The organism is Litoreibacter roseus, from assembly GCF_009811795.1.
Taxonomy (GTDB): domain Bacteria; phylum Pseudomonadota; class Alphaproteobacteria; order Rhodobacterales; family Rhodobacteraceae; genus Litoreibacter; species Litoreibacter roseus.
Genome location: NZ_BLJE01000002.1, coordinates 452,136 through 472,629 on the forward strand (window position 1 = coordinate 452,136; position 20,494 = coordinate 472,629).

Annotated in this window: 15 protein-coding genes and 1 tRNA gene; 9 read left to right on the forward strand and 7 right to left on the reverse strand. The window is 57.7% G+C overall.

Features of this window, described 5'->3' with window-relative positions:
- Position 1: 1 nt before the first annotated feature.
- Together KIN_RS09205 and tsaD are read right to left on the reverse strand one after the other, a co-directional pair.
- Positions 2 to 934 (reverse strand): NAD(P)H-dependent glycerol-3-phosphate dehydrogenase, encoded by a 933-nt coding sequence (locus tag KIN_RS09205; RefSeq protein WP_159806248.1) that lies wholly within the window; start codon positions 932 to 934, stop codon positions 2 to 4.
- Positions 931 to 2,028 carry a tRNA (adenosine(37)-N6)-threonylcarbamoyltransferase complex transferase subunit TsaD gene (gene tsaD / locus KIN_RS09210; protein WP_159806250.1) on the reverse strand — a complete coding sequence of 366 codons (1,098 nt, stop codon included), beginning with the start codon at positions 2,026 to 2,028 and terminating at the stop codon, positions 931 to 933. Before tsaD ends, KIN_RS09205 begins: the two co-directional genes overlap by 4 nt.
- Positions 2,029 to 2,098: 70 nt before the next feature.
- On the opposite strand from tsaD, the gene KIN_RS09215 reads away from it, so the two are divergent.
- The 6 genes from KIN_RS09215 to KIN_RS09240 all read left to right on the forward strand — a co-directional run bounded on the left by KIN_RS09215 (position 2,099) and on the right by KIN_RS09240 (position 9,846).
- Complete coding sequence (locus KIN_RS09215) at positions 2,099 to 2,809, forward strand: uroporphyrinogen-III synthase (RefSeq protein WP_159806252.1); 711 nt, start codon at positions 2,099 to 2,101, stop codon at positions 2,807 to 2,809.
- Between the two features lie 90 nt (positions 2,810 to 2,899).
- Positions 2,900 to 4,243 carry a COG4223 family protein gene (locus KIN_RS09220; RefSeq protein ID WP_159806254.1) on the forward strand — a complete coding sequence of 448 codons (1,344 nt, stop codon included), beginning with the start codon at positions 2,900 to 2,902 and terminating at the stop codon, positions 4,241 to 4,243.
- Positions 4,244 to 4,251: 8 nt separating this feature from the next.
- Entirely contained in the window at positions 4,252 to 5,787 is a 1,536-nt protein-coding gene (locus KIN_RS09225) for a heme biosynthesis protein HemY (protein WP_159806256.1), read from the forward strand.
- 86 nt (positions 5,788 to 5,873) lie between these two features.
- Positions 5,874 to 5,949: transfer RNA gene (locus tag KIN_RS09230), tRNA-Thr, on the forward strand.
- A gap of 103 nt (positions 5,950 to 6,052) precedes the next feature.
- Positions 6,053 to 8,140, forward strand: a complete 2,088-nt coding sequence (locus tag KIN_RS09235) for a hydantoinase/oxoprolinase family protein (RefSeq protein WP_159806258.1) — start codon at positions 6,053 to 6,055, stop codon at positions 8,138 to 8,140.
- On the forward strand, positions 8,137 to 9,846 hold the full coding sequence (locus KIN_RS09240) for a hydantoinase B/oxoprolinase family protein (protein ID WP_159806260.1): 1,710 nt from the start codon (positions 8,137 to 8,139) through the stop codon (positions 9,844 to 9,846). Before KIN_RS09235 ends, KIN_RS09240 begins: the two co-directional genes overlap by 4 nt.
- Positions 9,847 to 9,866: 20 nt before the next feature.
- Here the strand turns inward: KIN_RS09240 and KIN_RS09245 are convergent, their stop codons facing one another.
- The gene (locus KIN_RS09245; protein WP_159806262.1) at positions 9,867 to 10,982 is read right to left on the reverse strand and encodes a CaiB/BaiF CoA transferase family protein; all 1,116 of its coding nucleotides are present in this window, start codon (positions 10,980 to 10,982) and stop codon (positions 9,867 to 9,869) included.
- Entirely contained in the window at positions 10,982 to 12,145 is a 1,164-nt protein-coding gene (locus KIN_RS09250; RefSeq protein ID WP_159806264.1) for an acyl-CoA dehydrogenase family protein, read from the reverse strand. The genes KIN_RS09245 and KIN_RS09250 overlap by 1 nt, the downstream gene beginning before the upstream one ends.
- Positions 12,146 to 12,353: 208 nt before the next feature.
- Here KIN_RS09250 and KIN_RS09255 point away from each other — a divergent pair, with 208 nt between their 5' ends.
- On the forward strand, positions 12,354 to 12,929 hold the full coding sequence (locus KIN_RS09255) for a nuclear transport factor 2 family protein (protein WP_243144879.1): 576 nt from the start codon (positions 12,354 to 12,356) through the stop codon (positions 12,927 to 12,929).
- A 159-nt stretch (positions 12,930 to 13,088) separates the two neighbouring features.
- The gene (locus tag KIN_RS09260) at positions 13,089 to 14,888 is read left to right on the forward strand and encodes an NAD(P)/FAD-dependent oxidoreductase (RefSeq protein ID WP_159806266.1); all 1,800 of its coding nucleotides are present in this window, start codon (positions 13,089 to 13,091) and stop codon (positions 14,886 to 14,888) included.
- A gap of 20 nt (positions 14,889 to 14,908) precedes the next feature.
- Here the strand turns inward: KIN_RS09260 and KIN_RS09265 are convergent, their stop codons facing one another.
- Positions 14,909 to 15,823: a LysR family transcriptional regulator gene (locus tag KIN_RS09265; RefSeq protein ID WP_159806268.1), complete on the reverse strand. Its 915-nt coding sequence runs from the start codon at positions 15,821 to 15,823 to the stop codon at positions 14,909 to 14,911.
- A 213-nt stretch (positions 15,824 to 16,036) separates the two neighbouring features.
- On the opposite strand from KIN_RS09265, the gene KIN_RS09270 reads away from it, so the two are divergent.
- A complete protein-coding gene (locus tag KIN_RS09270) occupies positions 16,037 to 17,686 on the forward strand; it encodes a BCCT family transporter (protein ID WP_159806270.1) in 1,650 nt (549 codons plus the stop codon).
- Between the two features lie 53 nt (positions 17,687 to 17,739).
- On the opposite strand, the gene KIN_RS09275 is transcribed toward KIN_RS09270, so the two are convergent.
- Positions 17,740 to 18,180 (reverse strand): MarR family winged helix-turn-helix transcriptional regulator, encoded by a 441-nt coding sequence (locus tag KIN_RS09275; RefSeq protein ID WP_159806272.1) that lies wholly within the window; start codon positions 18,178 to 18,180, stop codon positions 17,740 to 17,742.
- 96 nt (positions 18,181 to 18,276) lie between these two features.
- On the reverse strand, positions 18,277 to 20,493 hold the full coding sequence (locus KIN_RS09280) for a xanthine dehydrogenase family protein molybdopterin-binding subunit (RefSeq protein ID WP_159806274.1): 2,217 nt from the start codon (positions 20,491 to 20,493) through the stop codon (positions 18,277 to 18,279).
- Between the last annotated feature and the right edge of the window lies 1 nt (position 20,494).

Genomic DNA, 20,494 nt, shown 5'->3' on the forward strand with positions numbered 1-20,494 from the left:
TTTATTCCTTTCCCAGCGGACGGGAGAGCAGCGCATCAAGCGCGTCTTCCAAAGAGGTGCGCCCTTCTACCATGCCAGCCACAGCATTGGCGATTGGCATATCTACCCCATGCTGCGCCGCCAGTTTTACGACCGCGCGCGATGTTGCTCGCCCTTCTGTCGTTGCATCAGGTTGGGTGGTCCCGGCCCCCAAAGCATAGCCGAAGCTGAAGTTGCGCGATTGACTGGACGTGCAGGTCAGCGCCAGATCGCCAAAGCCCGCCAGTCCCGCCAGTGTTTCCGTAGAAGCGCCCAAGGCGACTGCGATCCTCTGCATTTCAGCAAAGCCCCGCGTCATCAACGCGGCCCGTGCGCTTTCACCCAGTTTTGCCCCCATGCAAATGCCACAGGCGATGGCGATCACGTTTTTCAACGCACCGCCAAGCTCTGCCCCCCGTGGATCATCAGACAGATAAAGTCGCAGCGCGTCAGTGGACAGCGCATGTTGTAGCGTCTCACCGAAGGACACATCGCTGCTTGCCAAGGTCAGCGCGGTCGGCAGTCCTGAGGCGATATCGCTCGCAAAACTCGGCCCAGTCAGTATTGCTGTCGGACCGTTCGCGTGAGACGCCATGATCTTCGTTGGACCGTGGCCGGTTTTCAGGTCAATCCCTTTGCAGCAAGCGACCAAGGACGCTTTCGGTTGGTGACGCTCCAGAAAGTCCGAAAGTGTTTGCATCGGAACGCATAGCAGCAGGATGTCGTCCGGTTCGGTCTCTAGAAGGTCGGTCACGCGAATGGTATCTGGCAAGGTCACCCCCGGCAAGCGCGGGCTTTCTCTGCTTTTCTGCATTGGGCGACTGTCCCTCGCCATCAAGGTCACCGGTCGCTCCGCTGTTGCCTGCGTTACCGCCATAGCAGTTCCAAAAGCACCGGCCCCTGCAACGTAAATCATGCCTTCGCCCCTTTTTTACCGGATCCGAGCAGCGCTGCCGATTTGGTGTCGAGCGGCCAGCGTGGACGAGCGGCCAGCGTAAGATCGTCGACGAGGCCTAACTGATAGCGCTCGATACCGGCCCATGCGATCATGGCGGCGTTGTCGGTACAAAGCGCAAGGGGTGGGGCGACAAACCTCAGGCCGCGATCCGTCGCACGGTTTTCCAACGCATGTCTGATCTGCATATTTGCTGCGACGCCCCCGGCAACCGCGATGGCTGGCGACCTCGGCCCAACGTCCAGATAAGCTGTGATCGCCCGATCTGTTTTTTCGACGAGCACGTCTGCGACGGCTGATTGAAAGGCTGCGGAAAGATCGCATTGGTCTTGTGGTTGCAGGCCGCCTTGGGCCGCAATCAATGCATCTCGTGCGCGCAGAGCAGCCGTTTTCAGGCCGGAAAAGGACATATCGCAACCGGGCCGGTCCAGAAGCGGCCGGGGCAGTTGAAACCGGGTCGCATCGCCGGTCTTCGCGGCGCGCTCGATGTTAGGGCCACCGGGTTGAGACACACCGATCAGCTTTGCGACCTTGTCAAACGCTTCGCCCGGCGCGTCGTCGATCGTGCCGCCAAGGCGCATGAATTCTGTCGCACTGCGGGCGATCAACAATTGGCAATGGCCACCGGACACAAGCAAAACGAGATAGGGGAAGTTGAGTTGATCCGTCAGGCGAGGTGTGAGGGCATGGCCCGCCAAATGATTTACGCCGATCAGCGGCTTTGAGGCACCAGCAGCAAGACCCTTGGCGCACATGACGCCCGACATCACACCCCCGATAAGTCCCGGTCCCGCCGTAACAGCGATGGCGTCTATGGCGTTTAGGGTAAGGTCAGCCTCTGTCAGCGCCTGCTTGACTGCGACATCCAATTTACTCGCATGTGCCCGTGCAGCGATCTCGGGGACCACGCCCCCGAAGTCAGCGTGGAGATCAGCTTGACCGAAAACCACGGATGACAGGATGTCTGCCGCACCATCTGCGGTGCGACGTACGACAGCCGCTGCGGTATCATCGCAACTGCTTTCCAGTCCCAGCACAGTCAGATTGTTGGTCATGTCGCCCTGTTGCGTGATCATCCTTGCGCAGGTAACACCCGGACATGGGGCAGACAACACCGGCGCGCATATGAAGACACTTCTGTTGACCCGACCGCTTCATGCATCCCGTCGAACGGCATCAGATGTACAGAAAGAAATGAGCGCGTCGTTTGATCTGCTGATATCACCGCTGCTCGAGATCGTCTTGTGCGACGCAGATCTGCAAAAAGGTGAGTGGGATGGCGTCATCTTTACCTCGGAACACGGAATCCACGGGGCGCTCGAGGCGGGCATTCCGAAAACGTTGAAGGCGTTTTGCGTCGGGGAGCGGACGTCTGAAATCGCCGCCAACGCCGGGTTCAAGGTCGCGCTGACTGCTGAGACGGCCAGCACGCTTGCAGACGCCTTGTCCCATTCGTCGGGGTCCCTACGCCTGCTTTATGCGCGCGGCCGGCACATCTCGGTTGATCTGGCGGCGCTTTTGCAGCCGCAGGGGATCGTACTGGATCAGCGGATTGTTTACGACCAAAAGGCCCAAGTCCTCTCGCCGGAGGCTTTGGTACGGCTCGCCAGCCCGGAACCTGTCGTCGTGCCAGTGTTTTCTCCGCGCTCTGCGAAGCAACTCTGTCGCCAACTTCCAGATGGGGTTGGAACGGATCGGCTTGCGATCTGCCTGAGTGAAGCCGTCCGCGAAAGTATGGCTCCGGATCTTTTCCGCGTCGTACGGGTTTGCCCCAGACCGGATGCGCGCCATATGGTTCAGTGCATCGTTACGGGCCTGTCAGAACCATCCGCTTGAGCGCGGGTGACGTCCTAGGATAGTGTCCCGTTGGGTGAACTCGAGAGAGTCGCGTTTTCGCGCGATGACCCGATTGAAAGGAAATGGGCCTTGGCAACTTCGAAAAAGACTAAGTCCTCCAAGGCATCGTCAAAAACGTCAGATGTTGAGGCACCGCCCGAGGCCAGCGCCGAGCCTGTAAAACCGCTTGAAAATGCAAAAGTCGAGGACGCTGAAGTTATCTCCGAGACGACAAGTGATGTAGACACGCCGGAGCCAGAAAGCGCATCCGTCCCTGAGGTTGCCCGTGAGATATCTGCCCAGGATGCTACCACGCCGGATGAGGTGATTTTGCTGGGTGATGCGGACGCGAAAGAAAACGCACCCCGAACCGATGAGAGCGCAGAACCCACGACATCTGATAAGCAAACTGATGAACCTGAGCGCGCAGCGGAAGCTACAGCTATTGTTCCACCGGTTGTAAAGACAGAACCCAGCAGCAAGGGTGGTGGATTTTTCCCGATGCTTATCGGTGGCGCCGTGGCGGCTGTTCTTGGGTTTATTGCGGCGCAGATGTATCCCGACGGCTGGCCGCTTGATTTGGGTGGCGACACCGAGGCCCTGGAGCAGCAGATCGCGGCCCAACAAACGACAATCGAAGATTTGAGAGCCGATCTTGAAAGTCAGACCGCATCAATTTCGGATTTGTCGAGCGCATTGACAGAGACTGGTGAAGCACGAGCTGCCTTGGACGCGCGCCTGTCCGAAATCGAAACGCAATACGACGCCCTCACTCAAGCGGGCGGCAACCTCGAGGGAATATCTGCCGAGTTGCGTGCCGTCCTTCTGGAACAGCGCCGGGAAATCGACCGTGTTCAGAACGAGCTGAATGAGATGACTGCCTTTGCACAAGGGCAGATTGCAGAGGCGGAGCAGGAACAGGTTCAAGCCGAGCGCGCCCGGGCGCGGGCCGAGGCGCGCAGCGGACTTGTCGAAGTGCGCAACGCTTTGGCTTCAGGCGATAGCTTCGCGGACGCTCTGCCCAAGATCGCACCCGCCGTCGAGGTGCCAGAAGCGTTACAATCGGTGGCGTCAACCGGCGTTGCCACGCAGCAATCTCTGCAGAATACATTCCCTGATGTCGCGCGATCCGCCTTGTCCGCATCAATCCGGGAAACGTCTGGCGATGCGCCGACAGACAGGTTTCGTCTGTTTCTGCAGGATCAACTCGGCGCTCGGTCACTGACCCCAAAAGAAGGGGACGACCCTGATGCGGTACTGTCGCGCGCCGAAGCCGCAGTGAAAGCAGGTGATCTGGCCGCTGCTTTGAAAACAATTGACGCCCTGCCAGATGGCGGGCGGTCCTCCTTGTCCGACTGGGCACAGAGGGCGCAAGCGCGAGTAGACGCGGTTTCTGCGATGAACAGTTTGGACGACGCCTTGAGCGCGGATTAGGAATAAGTATGGTTTGGTCTCTCGCTAAAATTCTGTTGTTCGTCGCGGCGGTCGCCCTTTTGGCGTTTGGCGTAAATCTCTTGATGGAAACCAGCGGCGGTGTTCGCATCGCGGTCGCCAACCGGGAATTCACCCTCAGCCCCCTTGTGGCCTTGCTGGGGCTCGCAGCGCTGATGATTGCCTTCTGGCTGGCACTCAAGGTGCTTGGCTTCCTCATCGCGACGTTTCGGTTCCTGAACGGAGACGAAACCGCCGTGTCCCGTTATTTCGACCGTAATCGGGAACGTCGCGGTTTCGAAGCGTTGGCCGACGGCCTGATGGCGTTGGCCTCCGGCGAGGCAAAGGTTGCGATGGCCAAAGCCTCAAAGGCGGAAAAATACCTCAAGCGTCCTGAACTGACGAATTTGATCACGGCGCAAGCCGCCGAGATTGCAGGCGATACACGGAAGGCCCAAGACACCTACAAGCAATTGTTGACGGATGAGCGGACACGGTTCGTCGGCGTGCGCGGCATCATGAAACAGCGCTTGGCCGAGGGGGACACGGACACCGCCCTCAAGCTTGCCGAAAAAGCCTTCGCGCTAAAGCCGAAGCATGAAGAAACGCAAGACGTCTTGCTGCAGCTTCAGGCTCAGAAAGAGGACTGGGGTGGCGCGCGCAAGACGCTACAAGCGAAACTGAAACATGGCAGCCTGCCCCGTGATGTGCATCGCAGGCGGGACGCTGTTCTGGCCTTGTCCGAGGCGCGCGATGTTCTGGCAGAAGGTCAAAGCATCGAAGCCCGCGAAGCCGCCATCGAGGCAAACCGTTTATCCCCTGATCTGGTACCGGCGGCGGTCATGGCAGCCCGGGCCTATATTGAAAACGAGAAACCCAAATACGCCACACGCGTGATCAAGAAGGCATGGGATATCACGCCGCACCCCGATCTCGCGGCGGCATTTGCGGCGATTGAACCGGACGAGGCGCCGGATGATCGTATCACGCGGTTTAAGACGTTGACGCGGTCCCATGAGAACGACCCGGAAACTCAAATGTTGCTCGCTGAGCTTCATATCGCGGCTGAGGATTTTCCGGCTGCTCGCCGTTCTATGGGATCGCTGACAGAGACGCATCCGACCGCGCGATCCTTGACTTTGATGGCCGCAATCGAGCGTGGTGAAGGCGCGGACGACGCCGTCGTGCAGGGCTGGTTGACGCGTGCGCTTACGGCTTCCCGTGGGCAGCAATGGGTGTGCGACAAGTGTCATCACATTCATCCCGGTTGGACGCCCACCTGCGAAAACTGCAAAAGCTTTGACACGCTGAGCTGGACCGAGGCGCCACAAAGCGAAATCTCTATGCCTGCTGGCGTCGAGATGCTGCCCCTGATCGTCGGCGCGTTGGAAGATAAGTCAAAGGACGTGTCCATTGAGGACCCTGATGAGGTCGATCCTCCAAGCACAGAAGAGGTTGAGGCCATCGCAACGGCAGAATCCGATGTCGTGGTGCTGGAGCCTGAGCAGCGCACCAAACCCGCTGAGAAAGCAGCGGCAGAAAGCTAGGGGCACTCAAAAAAGGCTTGCATGCCAAGACGCTTCGCGGCATCTGAACATCGCTTGATCTTGAGCACGTATGCAGAGATCAGCACGCCGCTGTAGCTCAGATGGTAGAGCACGTCATTCGTAATGATGGGGTCGTAGGTTCGAGTCCTATCAGCGGCACCACATCCCCCTTCCGAATATTGGACTTGGGTTGAATTACCGGGCGTCCATTCTGGATTGTTCGCCGTCTTGCTGTCAGACTCCGCGTTGAGGGAACGAAGGTGCCATGGCGACAGACAGCGTACGGATGGGTGTGGATATTGGCGGGACCTTCACCGATATCGTTCTGGAACGCGGCGATGTCACGTTTTCAACGAAGGTTCTTACGACTTATGCGGCGCCGGAAAACGCAATCATTGAAGGCATGCATCAGGTCTGCGCGAAGGCGGATGTCACGCCATCCCAGATCGAACAGATCATTCACGGCACGACACTTGCGACGAATGCGCTGATTGAGCGGCGCGGTGCGAAAACGGCTTTGATCACCACGCAGGGGTTCCGCGATGTGATTGAGATGCGGACTGAGTCGCGGTTTGAGCAATACGATTTAAACCTTGTACAGCCCGAGCCACTTCTGCCTCGCCAGATGCGCTATGTCGTTCCGGGTCGCATCGATGCCACCGGGACAGAGCTGTTTGGCATCACCCGGGCCGAGGTCGAGGAGGTGGTCGATGAAATCGCTGCTGCTGGATACCAGAGCGTCGCGATCGGCCTAATCCACTCCTACCTCAACGACGCCCATGAACGGTTCGTCGCAGAGATCATCGCGGAAAAAATGCCTGATGCAATGATCTCGCTGTCCTCTGAGGTTAGCCCGCAAATGCGTGAATACGAGCGGTTCAATACGGTCGTTGCAAATGCCTATATCAAGCCTTTGATGAAGTCCTATCTGGGCCGACTTGAGGGTCGGCTGCGGGGCGAAGGCATCGCGTGCGACATTTTCCTGATGCATTCTGGCGGTGGGATCATTTCGATCGAAAGCGCGGCGGAATTCCCCGTGCGGCTTGTTGAATCCGGGCCCGCCGGAGGTGCCGTTTTTGCCGCAAACATCGCGGCACGCTACGGCTTGGATAAGGTGCTGTCCTTCGACATGGGCGGGACAACCGCCAAGATCTGCCTCATCAAGAACCAAACCCCCAAAACCAGTCGCGTATTCGAGGTTGCGCGCACATACCGATTCAAGAAGGGCTCTGGTATGCCGATTTCAATCCCCGTGATTGATATGGTCGAGATTGGTGCCGGGGGCGGTTCGTTGGCCCATGTGGACAGCCTGCGGCAAATCCGGGTCGGACCAGAAAGCGCCGGGTCGGAACCTGGTCCAGCATGCTATGGTCGTGGGGGTGACAGACCTGCTGTCACCGATGCGGATCTCATACTCGGAAAACTGGATCCCGAGAATTTCGCCGGTGGTTCGATCAAACTCGAGATCAACAGCTCCGAGGCCGCGCTGCAATCCGTTCTGGGCGATCCACTTGATATGGATGCAACCACCGCAGCCTTTGGGTTGGCGGAGGTTGTCGATGAGAACATGGCGAATGCCGCCCGTGTCCATGCGGTCGAGAACGGTGAAGATCTGAGCGATTACACGATGATTGCCTTTGGGGGCGCCGCGCCGTTGCATGCCGGACGCCTGTGCGAAAAGCTGGGTGTGGATCGCCTTCTGGTGCCACCCGGCGCAGGGGTTGGCTCGGCCATCGGCTTTCTACGGGCGCCCTTTAGTTTCGAGGCCAATCGCTCCGTCTATATGAAGCTCTCAGACTTCGACGCAGACAAGATCAAGATCCTGCTGTCCGATCTAAAGACGGAGGCAACCGGATTTGTGCGCCGGTGTGATGACACGTCCGAGATTTTGTCGGAATTCAAAGTCTATATGCGCTACACCGGGCAAGGGTGGGAGATCCCAATAGTCCTGAGTGAACGGCAAGCGGCAGATCCGGACGCAGACACGTTCTTCGATCTGTTTGTGTCGGAGTACACGAAGTTGTTTGGCCGCTCCGTCGTCGGATTGGATGTCGAAATCACGGTCTGGTCCGTCAACGCGACCACGCCACCCGAAAAAGTGGCGCGTGTGGCCGACGCCAAGAGCCGGGAATCTGCGCCCGGTGTGGGAACACGAAAGGTGTTCGATCCGGCCCGTGCGGAGTTCCAATCGGCCAAGGTCGTTGACCGAAACACCATGGACAGCGGACAGACCACAGACGGCCCTGCGGCAATCGTTGAGGCTGAAACAACGATCATCGTGCCAGACAGCCGCACCGCAATCTGCCAGCCCGATGGATGCATTGATCTGGTGACGAAGGGGGAGCAGCGATGAGCCGAACGCACTCGAATGTTGCCTATCAAGTCATGTGGAACCGCTTGATCTCAGTCGTTGAGGAACAGGCCCAGGCATTGGTGCGCACCGCCTTTTCGACATCCGTGCGTGAAGCGGGCGACTTGTCTGCGGGCGTTTATGACACGCATGGCAATATGCTGGCGCAGGCTGTGACCGGCACCCCCGGGCATGTGAACGCGATGGCCGATGCGGTCGCACATTTCATTCGTAGGATCGGTCGTCAGAATATCTTCGAGGGTGATATCTACATCACCAACGACCCGTGGGAGGGGACAGGCCATCTACACGACATCACAATGGTCACGCCGTCCTTCAGGGGCGGGATGTTGGTCGGTTTCTTCGCCTGCACCGCGCATATCGTCGACATCGGCGGTCGCGGGTTCGGTGCGGATGCGGCGAGCGTCTACGAAGAAGGGCTCTACATTCCGATCATGAAATTTGCCGCAGGCGGCCAAGTGGATCAGACGCTTGTTCGGATCATTCGCGGCAATGTGCGGGAACCCGATCAACTGATCGGCGACATCTACGCGTTGGCTACATGCAACGAGATCGGGCACCGGCGGCTGACGGATATGATGGAAGAGTTCGCATTGGATGACCTCGACGACATCGCAAACTACATCCTCGAGAATTCCTGCCGGGCGACGCTGGAGCGGATCGCGAACCTGCCCCAAACAGAAGCGACGGGCGAGATGACCGTGGACGGGTTTTCGGCGCCTATCACTCTCAAGGTCAAGCTGACCATAAAAGAAGACCGGATCATATCGGATTTCGCAGGATCCTCCGGGGTCGACAAGAAGGGTATAAACTGCCCGTTGGTCTACGCGAAGGCCTATGCCTGCTACGCCCTAAAATGCGCCATAGCACCGGATATTCCGAACAATGCGGCCTCTCTCGCGCCGTTTGAGATCACTGCGCCGGAAAACACAATCATCAACGCGTTACATCCCGCCCCGGTCGCGCTGCGGCATATCATCGGGCATTTCGTGCCGGATACGGTCTACAACGCGCTGGACAAGATCCTGCCGGGTATCGTGCCTGCAGAAGGCGCAGGGTGTCTGTGCAATTTTCAGGTTTCTCTACGCCCGCGAACGGACAAGCCCGCCCCCGCGGATGCGGTCCGGTCCGAGGTTCTGACATTTAATTCGGGCGGATCTGGTGCGCGCCCGGACTACGACGGTTTGAACGCCACGGCGTTTCCGTCGGGTGTCATGACAATGCCTATCGAGGCGACCGAGCATGCGGGCCCCGTGATCATCTGGCGCAAGGAGTTGCGCCAAAACTCGGGCGGTGCCGGCAAGCAGCGGGGTGGACTCGGGCAGTATATGGAAGTTGGCGCGCGGGACGGGCATGAGTTCGACATTCAGGCCATGTTCGACCGGATCGATCATCCCGCGCGCGGACGACGGGGCGGGCATCACGGTGCACCCACTACGATTGAACAGGACGACGGAACGCCAATGAACGGGAAGGGCAAGCAATTTGTCCCGCACGGCAGGCGGGTCATGATGGCGTTCCCAGGCGGCGCGGGCTACGGCGATCCGGCTGATCGACCGGTGGAGTCGATCAAGCGCGACCTGGCGCGCGGCTATATCTCGGCTGAAGCGGCGGCAGCGGAGTACGGGCTCAGCGATGCAGATATTGCTGAGGTCGCAGAAGCCGTCGCCAGAGGCGAAGCTATTTGACCAATCCCGCATCTACTTGGTCAGGAGAATTCCGTGCGAATCTTGTCCGTCTGCTCACCGATATCTGGTATGGGTGCAGGCGCACTTTTCGGATGAAGCGGGGGCGCGGCCATGGAATAGACTTGTCCATTCGCAACACCTTCGATCCGGCGCAGGGACGGGTGAGCGCTTAGATCGGGAACTCCGCAGACACGGCCAAAGGCTAGACCGGCCCGGTCGAGACGCGCAATGGCTTCGGACTGTGTCAGGCTGGCAAAGACAGGCTCCATCTCCGGGTCTAGAATGCTGCGGTTTTTCGATCGTTTCGGGTTCGTATCGAACCGGTCATCAGCGGCAAGCGCGGGCCTTTCCAATACGTCGCGGCACAGTCGTACCCATTCATCGGCGGTCTGAACCGCCACCATGACATCGCCGTCGGCACATTTGAAAGATCGATACGGGTAGATCGAGGCATGCTGCAGCCCGTTGCGACCCCAAATTAATCCGGCCTGTTCGAAGTGCAGGAGTGGAACATTCATCCAATCTGCGAGACAATCAAACATCGACACCTCGATGGATTTGCCCTTACCCGTGATGCCGCGCTGTATCAGTGCCTCTAAAATAGCGGCGTGCGCCGTCATCCCAGTGGCAATATCAGCAACGGATGCACCGGTCTTGCTGGGGGTATCGTCGGTTCCGGTGATTGCGCATAGACCGCTTTCCGCCTGTATCAGCATATCATAGGCCCGCATGTCTGCGTAATCGGTGTCCTGTCCATAGCCCACGATGGACAGCATGATCAGTCGCGGGTTGAGCGCCAGCACGGTCTCTGGTGTCAGTCCCAACCGACCAAACGCGCCAGGGACGAGATTTTGCACCAAGACATCCGCTTTCGCCAACATTCGGCGCAGGAGTTCCAAATCTGCCGCGTCTTTCAGATTAAGAACCGCGCTCTCTTTCCCGCGATTGAGCCAGACGAAGTAGGCGCTCGCCCCGTGAACAACCGCATCATAATGACGGGCCGTTTCTCCTTGGGGCCGCTCGATCTTGATAACCCGCGCACCGGCGTCTGCAAGGCGGGCGGTACAAAGTGGCGCCGCCACGGCTTGCTCGATTGAGACCACGGTAAGACCTGTGAGGGGGGTGTCGTCTTCCATCAGTAGGACCTCGGTAGATCAAGCACATGTTCGGCAAGGTAGGACAGGATCAAGTTCGTCGAGATCGGAGCAACTTGATAGAGGCGCGTCTCGCGGAATTTGCGTTCGATGTCGTACTCTTCTGCAAAACCGAACCCACCATGGGTCTGGATGCAGACATTCGCCGCCTCCCACGCGGCGTCGGCGGCCAGCATCTTTGCCATATTGGCCATCTCACCACAGTCTTCGTCCGCCTCGAACTGATCAATCGCGCGCTCTACGACCAATTCAGCCGCCCGCATGTTTGCGTAGGCTTTCGCGATCGGGAACTGGACCCCTTGATTTTGACCAATGGCGCGCCCAAAAACAGTACGGTCCTTGGCGTAGTTGCGCGCGCGGTCAATAAACCATTTGGCGTCGCCGATGCATTCGGATGCGATCAGGATCCGCTCCGCGTTCATGCCGGACAGGATGTAACGAAACCCTTTGCCGACCTCGCCCACCAGATTTTCGGCCGGAACGCGGACGTTGTCGAAAAATACTTCGGTGGTCGAGTGATTCATCATGGTGCGGATGGGCTTGATCGTCAGACCATTTCGTTTGGCATCGGTCATATCCACGATGAAGACCGACAGACCCTCTGTGCGCTTTTCAACCTTATCTTTAGGCGTCGTCCGCGCCAGCAACAGCATCAGATCTGAATGCTCCGCGCGGCTTGTCCAGACCTTTTGACCATTGATGATGTACGTGTCGCCTTCGCGGGCCGCGACTGTCTTGATTGACGTCGTGTCCGTGCCGCTTGTGGGCTCCGTCACGCCGAAAGCCTGAAGACGCTGTGACCCGCTGGCAATCTCTGGCAGGTACTTCGCCTTCTGTGCCGGGCTGCCGTGGCGCAAGAGCGTTCCCATAATGTACATCTGTGCGTGGCAGGCACCACCGTTGCACCCTTGCAGATGGATTTCCTGCAAGATCGCCGCAGCCGCCCCCAGCGGAAGGCCTGCACCGCCGAACTCTTCTGGAATCAGAACCGAGAGGTAGCCTGCGGTCGTCAGCGCATCAACGAATGCAGTAGGATAAGCCATGTGCCGATCGAGATCGCGCCAGTACGTGCCATCGAACTTCCGGCATAGCTTTGCGACCTCGGCGCGAATTTCCGGATGTCGAGCGGCGTCAATGTTTTGCATGTGAAGCTTTCCCAAGTGGTCCGGGGGAAGCATGTCAGTATCCGGTGAGGTGAAAAAGGCAGAAAGGGCTGCCGCCAAGAGAGCTCGCCCGCAAGGATTGGATGCCGAGCAAGAATATTCAAAAATCAACGTGTCTTGTTCAATCTCTTCACGGATAGCCTGCCTATCTTCAAACTCATCAGAACTTGAACACGAACTGGAGATGACGATGAACGCCCTGACCTCAACCTTCGCTATGACATCCGCCGTTGCCGTTGGGTTCTTTGCCCTTAGCGCCGCCGTGGCCAACGCATTTGAGCCAAGCGAGCCGATCACGGCGGAAACGCTTTTAGAGGTCGCAGAGATGACCCGGATCGCAAATGCCATCGACTCGGCGGTGGATGCAAAGAACTGGGACGTCGCGCGCAGCTATTTCACCGACACGATTGATGTCGATTTCACATCCCTTGTTGGGGGCGAGCCCGCAACAATTCCCGCCGACGCCTTGATTGCGGGATGGTCTGGCAATCTGTCTGCGGAAAAGACGTCCTTCCACCTGCGTGGCAACCATGATGTCGTTTTCACTAGCGAAGACAGCGCTGTGATGCACAGCCATGGATATGCGTGGAACCGGATGGAACGCGGTGCGCTGGAAGAGAACGGCGGCAACGATCTGTGGGAAGTCTGGGGTACCTATGAGCATAGCTTTGTCCAGACCGATGCGGGTTGGAAAGTTGACGGAATGACCTTCAATGCGACCGCGCAGCGCGGCAACGCCTTCGTGCGCGACACGCCCGGTAGCTGACGCCAAAGGTCCTCACATTCCAAGGATCATCCAGAATTTCGGGGGGGCTTGATGCGGGCGATGATCCGCTTCCCTCCCAAATTTAATCGGAAAAAGCTTGGTGAAACCATGTCTGCGGCGCAATCCTGAAGCGGCAGCATGGTTAAGGGAGGACATATTATGCTCGACACGACAACAGATGATACCGTCCGCAGCTTTCTTGATACCTTTGGGCAAGCACTGGAACGAGAGGACATCGACGCTGCCGTCGATATGTTTGCTGAAGACTGTTACTGGCGCGATCTCGTGACGTTCACATGGAACATCAAGACCGTTGAAGGCCGAGAAGAAGTGGCAGACATGCTGCAGAACCAACTGGCCAAAACCAAACCAACGGCGTGGCAACTGGCGGATGGGGAAATCGCGACCGAGGAAGACGGGATCACGACGGCCTGGATCAGCTTCGAGACAAATGTCGCACGCGGCTACGGCCTCGTCAGATTGCGCGACGGCAAGATCTGGACGCTTCTGACATCGATGGTGGAACTGAAGGGCCATGAAGAGCCCGCGGGCGTCGATCGACCCCTTGGCGCAAAACACGGCGCGGGAAAGAACCGTCCCAGTTGGAAAGAAGAACGGGACGCGGAACTTCGGCAGTTGGGCTATACCAAACAACCTTATGTCGTGATCGTTGGCGGTGGGCAGGGTGGAATTGCATTGGGCGCGCGGCTTCGCCAGCTCGGTGTGCCTACAATCATCGTCGAGAAGAATGAACGCCCCGGCGACAGCTGGCGCAACCGGTATAAGTCACTCTGCCTGCATGATCCGGTTTGGTACGATCATTTGCCCTACCTGCCGTTCCCGCCCAACTGGCCGATCTTTTCACCGAAAGACAAGCTGGGTGACTGGCTCGAAATGTACACGAAAGTGATGGAGCTTAACTACTGGACCGAGACAACCTGCAAATCAGCCAATTATGACGAAGCCAATGGCGAATGGACGATTGTCGTGGATCGCGGCGGCGAAGAAGTCACCTTAAAACCCAAGCAGCTGGTGCTGGCGACAGGCATGTCCGGCAAGGCAAATGTGCCTGACATTCCGGGCGCTGACAGGTTCAAAGGTGACCAGCATCACTCGTCCCAGCACCCCGGGCCCGATGCTTATAAAGGCAAGAAGGCTGTTGTAATTGGATCCAACAACTCAGCCCACGATATCTGCGCGGCGCTTTGGGAAAATGATGTCGACGTGACAATGGTTCAGCGTAGTACCACGCATATCGTGCGGTCTGATACGTTGATGGATATCGGTCTGGGCGCACTCTACTCCGAGGAGGCTGTGCAGGCGGGAATGACGACGAACAAGGCCGATATGATCTTTGCGTCACTGCCCTACCGGATCCTCCACGAGTTCCAGATTCCGCTGTATCAGCAGATGAAAGAGAGGGATCAGGACTTTTACGACGGGCTTGAAAAGGCCGGGTTTCAGATGGACTGGGGCGACGATAATTCCGGGCTGTTCATGAAGTACCTGCGGCGCGGGTCGGGGTACTACATCGACGTCGGTGCCAGTCAATTGATTATCGACGGCAAGATAAAGCTGGCCCATGGGCAAGTGACGGAAATCGTTGAGGATGGTGTGATCCTTGAAGATGGCACAAAACTTGATGCGGACCTGATTGTCTATGCGACAGGCTATGGGTCAATGAATGGCTGGGCGGCAGATTTGATCGGACAGGATGTAGCTGACAAAGTTGGTAAGTGCTGGGGACTGGGATCGAACACCACCAAAGACCCCGGACCTTGGGAGGGCGAGCAGCGCAATATGTGGAAACCTACCCGGCAGGATGGGCTGTGGTTTCATGGTGGTAATCTGCACCAGTCGCGGCACTACTCTCAGTTCCTGTCTCTTCAACTCAAAGCGCGGATGGAAGGGATCGATACGCCGGTCTACGGCGTGCCAGAAGTGCATCATCTCGGATGACCTTCATCTGTTCTGCTTTGTCAGCGGACACCATGTGCTTGCGTTAGACAGTTCAGGAACCGGATCGTTTTGCGATCCGGTTCCGGATGCTTTCGGGTGATCGCCGCGAACATGCTCACGTATCGGCTGTTCTCAGGATCAACCGGCTTCACCTTCCCGGCTGCCACGAACGGGGCGGCGGAGTGATCGGCGAGAAAGCCAAGATAAGCGCCGGACTGGATCAGCAGCGACAGTGCTTCCTCGTCCTGTACTCGGGCCGCACGTCGGAGCCCGAGGCTTTGCCCGGCCGTCATATTGGGCGAGTTGAACCCGAAGCCCGCGTACTTATGGCGGGCGACATCTATCGTGGCACCATCATCAGAAAACAGCGGATGCCCTTCGCCACAATAAAGCGTCATATGTTCCCTGTAGAGGTCCCGGTAGCGGAGCGATGGGGATGGACGGTGAACCGGCACGATGCCCAAATCAAGTGTACCTTCGACAATACGGGCCTCAATGATGTTTGGCGGCTCGACTGAAACATCCAAAAGTACGTCGGGTGCCAGTTCGTCATAGGCTTGGATCGCCTTGTGGATCTGCGCATTGGGGTTTGTGGTCGATTGATCAAACAGACCAAGTCGTAAAGTGCCGGTCAGATTTTCGTGAATGTTGTCGACCTCTGATTGGAACAGGTCGATGGAATTCAACAGCCGTCTGGCCGACGCCAGCACCTGCTCACCTTCCGGGGTCAATGAAAACCCGGCGGGACCCCGATTACAAAGTTTGAGACCCATCCGCATTTCAAGATCAGCGATGTGCTTAGAAATCGTTGAGCGTCCGATGTTCAGCTCAGGTTCAGAGGCGGCCAACCCGCCGCACTCGGCAACCGCCACGAACACGCGGACAAGCCGAATATCCACGTTTCCCAGACTTTTCAGGATCGCGCGTTTCGCCATCCAAATGTTTCCTTTTTATGAAACCATAGGTCCAAAGGTTCCCTGTTATCAAACCAGAATTCATCTGCAACGCTGAGGTCGGTGGGCTTGCCTTGGCAAACAATGATCCCAAAGCGGAGAAAAACGCAGGCCCGCAACTGCGCCTCCGATGCTCGGACCGGCATTCCATGCCTGCACCGGAGGACCAGCAGACAAAAAAACAGGGAGACTACTATGGCCATAAAGCCAGCAATTATGGACCTGCCCATTAAAACCGCTGCTCAAGGGTTTTATGCAGGGTTCAGCAAGAACGTAACTGTAACCTCTAAGCTCTTAATCGGCGGACTGGTCCTTTGGGCCGTTGCCTTCCCGGATCAGGCGGGCGGGGTCCTCAATTCCTTTAATTCATTCATCCTCGCAAATTTCGCGACCTGGTATATCTGGGTGGTGGCGCTTTTCGTTCTGATCTGCGTGCTTCTGGCCCTTTGGCCCACGGCAGGTCGCTTGAATCTTGGGCAACCCGGCGAAAAGCCCGAATTCTCCAATTTTTCATGGTTTTCGATGATGTTCGGCGCCGGGATTGGCGTCGGAATGCTGACATGGGCCGTTGCGGAACCGGTCTACCATTTCAACAACAACCCCGAGGTGATCCAAGGCCTTACCAATGGCGGCACGGCGGACAACATACGCATGGCTTACAAATGGTCCTTCTTGCACTGGGGTCTCGGCGCTTGGGCCTGCTATGCTATTGCGGGTCTGTCGCTGGCCTTCTTTAGCTATCGGCGGGGGTTGCCGCTGACGATCCGGTCGTCCTTGACACCGTTATTCGGCAAATCGCTTTCGGGTGGTTTGGGCCACGTTATTGACATCGTTGCGGTTGTCGCGACGATCTTGGGCGTTGCGCAAACGCTGGGGTTCGGTGTCGAGCAATTCGTGGCTGGCCTTGCGCGGATCGGCATAGGCGGCTTGATCGGCGAAGACGGCACGGCAAACTCGCTTGGGATCATCGTGGCCATCGTGATCATCATGGGTGCCTCAACCCTGTCGGCGCTGTCCGGTGTCGGCAAGGGCATCAAGTGGCTCTCTAACATCAACATGGCGCTCAGCATCTTTCTTTTGGCGTTCTTCCTGCTGTTCGGTTCGACGTTCTTCGGTTTGCAGGCCCTGATTGTGGGTGTCTGGGACTATCTGATCGCGATGCCTGATATGATGTTCCGTGTCTGGCGCACCGATGGTGTTGAAGGAAGCGTCGCCTCTAACCTCGCCGGGTGGCAGGGCGCATGGTCCGTTTTCTACTGGGCTTGGTGGGTTGCATTTGCACCGTTCGTCGGACTCTTTCTCGCACGGATTTCCAGAGGTCGGTCCATTCGGGAATTCGTGTTGGGCGCGATGATCGTCCCATCGCTTATGTGCTTCGTTTGGTTCACATGGGCCGGCGGCACCGCGATTGATCTAGAGCTGAATGGCGGCGCGAATGGCGTGATTACGGGCGCACCAGACGGGGACAAGATCTTCGCGATGGTCCAATACATGCTTTCGCCGTTCCTCGGGTGGGCCATGGCGGTCCTGATCGTTGTTCTGCTGATGACATATCTTGTGACGTCCGCAGACTCCGCTGTTTTGATCGTCAACACCATCAATGCGGCAGGGGATGAAGGACCGAAAGCAAGACCCCACATTGTCTTTTGGGGTGTCGCGTTGGGGGCCGTTGTCGCAGCTTTGCTGCTGGTGGGCGGATTGAAGGCGATCCAGACCGCGATGGTCATCGGCGCGTTGCCCTTCTCACTGGTGATGGTGCTGATGTGCGTGTCGCTGGTGAAGGCGATCTATAACGATGGTCGCCGTGAGCGAGCCGGTTTGGAAACGGTTCAGCCTGCCGAATAAAGAACTGGAAGGTGCCGCGTGGATTACCCGCGCGGCACCTCTGACTTGCCTAGCTAGGTTTGTCTTGAAACCCGATGGGCAATCGTGGTCATTGACCTGACGAATTGCTCGCGATCTTCCTCCGGCAAGGCGCTTAGCATCAGCTTCATGGTTTCTTTTTCTTCAGCATCAATCTGTGTCCACGCAAATTGACCTTGCTCTGACAGACTAAGCGCCACTGCCCTGCGGTTGGTTTCGGGCCGCTCCCGCAGCACCAATCCGCGCCGAACAAGTCGGTCGACAATACTCGTCGCCGTGGTGGGAACAATCGCCAGATGGTTTGCCAGTTCGGCCGACATACAGCCCGGGTTTTGCGAGATAAAGCGCAGGGACTGGATGTCGGAGGGCTGAAAATTCAACTCCTTGTGGGCGACCTGATGCGAAGTTTCCGCGACTTTGAGCACGCGCATTATCGTCGAAACAGAGGTTTGAAGATCGGAGACGATATCGGTCATAGGAGATCTATACGACGATACGGAACGAAGACAAGTCAGCCAACCGCTCGGATGGCTGGCTCATCGTCGTCTCACGAAAGATCCTATCGTTCAGGTTTAAACGCCGTAGAAACCGTGTTTGGCGATCGGTAACTCGCGGACGCGCGTGCCGGTCGCAGCGAAGATGGCGTTTGTCAGGGCAGGCGTCACCGGGGGAACGCCCGGTTCACCGAGACCGCCGGGAGGATTGCCGCTTGGCATGAAATACACGGTCTGCGACGGTGCGTTTTCCATCTGTATCATTCGGTAGTCCGGAAAATTCTGTTGCACGATCTTGCCACCCTCCAAGGTGATCTCGCCAAAAAGCGCCGAGGTCAGCCCGAAGATGACGGAGCCTTTGATCTGTGCCTCCCCCGCATCCGGGTTGATTAAACGACCGCAATCAACAACGGATGTGACGTGGTTAACCCGAACTCCACCGTCATCTGAGATGCTTGCATCGACGACCTGCGCGACGATTGTTCCGAAGCTTTCGACCATCGCTACGCCTTGTGACCGGCGTGGTTCAAGGTCGGCGCCCCAGCGGGCCTCTTTACCCAACCGTTGCAGAACAGCGCGCCGCCGTGGGTCGGTTGTGTGATCCAGCCGAAATTGCAGCGGATCCACATCCGCTTCATAAGCAAGCTCATCCATGAAAGTCTCATTGAAGAACCCCATTTGCGTGAAGTCGACTGCACGCCACGTTCCAACCGGAATGGGACTTGGACATTTGACGCGTTCGATCTGCCGGTTCGGGACATCATAAGGGAAGGCAAACGGGCGCTCGCTGTCCGGCATCCCGGACGACGCGTCGATATAGGCGTGCGACACGGCAGAGATCCGGGACCCATCGAGCGACCCCGCCATCTTGCTTAGGATTGCAGGACGGTAGCTGTCATTTGCCATATCCGCCTCACGGGACCAAATGACCTTAACAGGCTTATCAAGTTGCGCGGCAATGCGGGCAGCAATGGTGACAAAATCCATATCACCCCGCCGTCCAAACCCACCCCCTAGGTATTGGGAATGGATCGTAACGCTGTCCTTATCATATCCGAGAACATCTGCCACCGCAGCCTTCGCAAACAGCGGGTTCTGATGACCAACCCAAATTTCACAGGTCGGGTGGGTCACGTGCGCCGTGCAATTCATAGGCTCCATCGTGGCATGCGCCAGAAACGGAACCGCGAATGTCGCGTCTATGCGTTTGCCCTGCGCCAGTGACGTTTCGGTATTTCCGGCGCTGTCCATCACCTCCCGCTTTTTGTGGGCGAGATCGTTCTCATGCAGGGCGCGGATGGCTTCGGATGACAAATCCTGCTGGCCGCCATCCCACGTGACGTTCAACTCTGCCAAGACCTGAGTGGCCGTCCAGAAACTGGTGGCTGTCACGGCAACGACGTCACCGAGATTTAGAACTTGCCCCAAGCCGTCTCGTTTCCGGACGCCGGATTGGTCTACGGACAGGGCCCGCGCATCTCTTATCGGCGGCAAAGCGATCGCGGCGTAAATCATCTCTGGCACCTGAACATCCATGCCGAAGACAGCGCGCCCGTTTACTTTTTCCGGCAGATCCAGACGAGCCTTCGAGGTGCCCACGATCTTGTAGGTGTCGGGATCCTTGAGGTCTGGCTTCAACGAAGGTTCGAACTCTGCGGCGGCAGTTGCGAGGCTGCCGAAGCTTTCTTTCCGGTTGGATCCAGCGTGCAGCACGTAGCTGTCTTTGGCTTCAAGTTCGGACAGGGGAACGTCCCAGTCTCGTGCCGCAGCGGCCAAGAGCATACCTTTTGCAGAGGCACCGGCCCGTCGCATTCCGTGATGCCCCGTCAGCCGAATGGCGGTGCTGCCGCCAGTCATCTGCCCGACCAACCCGCTCGCAATCTGCAAAAAGGAGAAATCTAGAAGAGGGTAGATAAAGGCCGGTATCTCCGCCCCTTCGCCGACAATATAGCCGCGTCCAAGATCGCTGTTTGTGTACTCATGAAGGGCAGGGGCCTGTTCGATTGAAACGGTGTTCCAGTCCGCCTCCATTTCCTCTGCCAGCATCTGAGCAAGGCCTGTTCCCGCGCCCTGACCCATTTCAGAATGAGGGATTAAAACTGTAATTTGGTTCTCTGGCGAAACCTTGACCCAGGTGTTCAAGATGGCCTCGTCTGCGTCTTTGACGGTGTCCGCACTCATCTTGAGTCTGTTTGGTGCGAGCGTCAGCCCAAGCGCCAGACCCCCTCCGATAAGGCCAGCGGAGGCTAAAAATGTTCTGCGTGTCCATTTTGCTGCGGTCGATCCCTTGGCCATA

Bases quoted from the DNA above. Each gene is read 5' to 3' on its own strand.
- tsaD (WP_159806250.1), bottom strand. From the start codon at position 2,028: ATGACCAACAATCTGACTGTGCTGGGACTGGAAAGCAGTTGCGATGAT.
- KIN_RS09265 (WP_159806268.1), bottom strand. From the start codon at position 15,823: ATGGCGAAACGCGCGATCCTGAAAAGTCTGGGAAACGTGGATATTCGG.
- KIN_RS09235 (WP_159806258.1), top strand. From the start codon at position 6,053: ATGGCGACAGACAGCGTACGGATGGGTGTGGATATTGGCGGGACCTTC.
- KIN_RS09215 (WP_159806252.1), top strand. From the start codon at position 2,099: ATGAAGACACTTCTGTTGACCCGACCGCTTCATGCATCCCGTCGAACG.
- KIN_RS09275 (WP_159806272.1), bottom strand. From the start codon at position 18,180: ATGACCGATATCGTCTCCGATCTTCAAACCTCTGTTTCGACGATAATG.
- KIN_RS09260 (WP_159806266.1), top strand. From the start codon at position 13,089: ATGCTCGACACGACAACAGATGATACCGTCCGCAGCTTTCTTGATACC.
- KIN_RS09245 (WP_159806262.1), bottom strand. From the start codon at position 10,982: ATGGAAGACGACACCCCCCTCACAGGTCTTACCGTGGTCTCAATCGAG.
- KIN_RS09255 (WP_243144879.1), top strand. From the start codon at position 12,354: ATGAACGCCCTGACCTCAACCTTCGCTATGACATCCGCCGTTGCCGTT.
- KIN_RS09280 (WP_159806274.1), bottom strand. From the start codon at position 20,493: ATGGCCAAGGGATCGACCGCAGCAAAATGGACACGCAGAACATTTTTA.
- KIN_RS09205 (WP_159806248.1), bottom strand. From the start codon at position 934: ATGATTTACGTTGCAGGGGCCGGTGCTTTTGGAACTGCTATGGCGGTA.
- KIN_RS09240 (WP_159806260.1), top strand. From the start codon at position 8,137: ATGAGCCGAACGCACTCGAATGTTGCCTATCAAGTCATGTGGAACCGC.
- KIN_RS09250 (WP_159806264.1), bottom strand. From the start codon at position 12,145: ATGCAAAACATTGACGCCGCTCGACATCCGGAAATTCGCGCCGAGGTC.
- KIN_RS09225 (WP_159806256.1), top strand. From the start codon at position 4,252: ATGGTTTGGTCTCTCGCTAAAATTCTGTTGTTCGTCGCGGCGGTCGCC.
- KIN_RS09270 (WP_159806270.1), top strand. From the start codon at position 16,037: ATGGCCATAAAGCCAGCAATTATGGACCTGCCCATTAAAACCGCTGCT.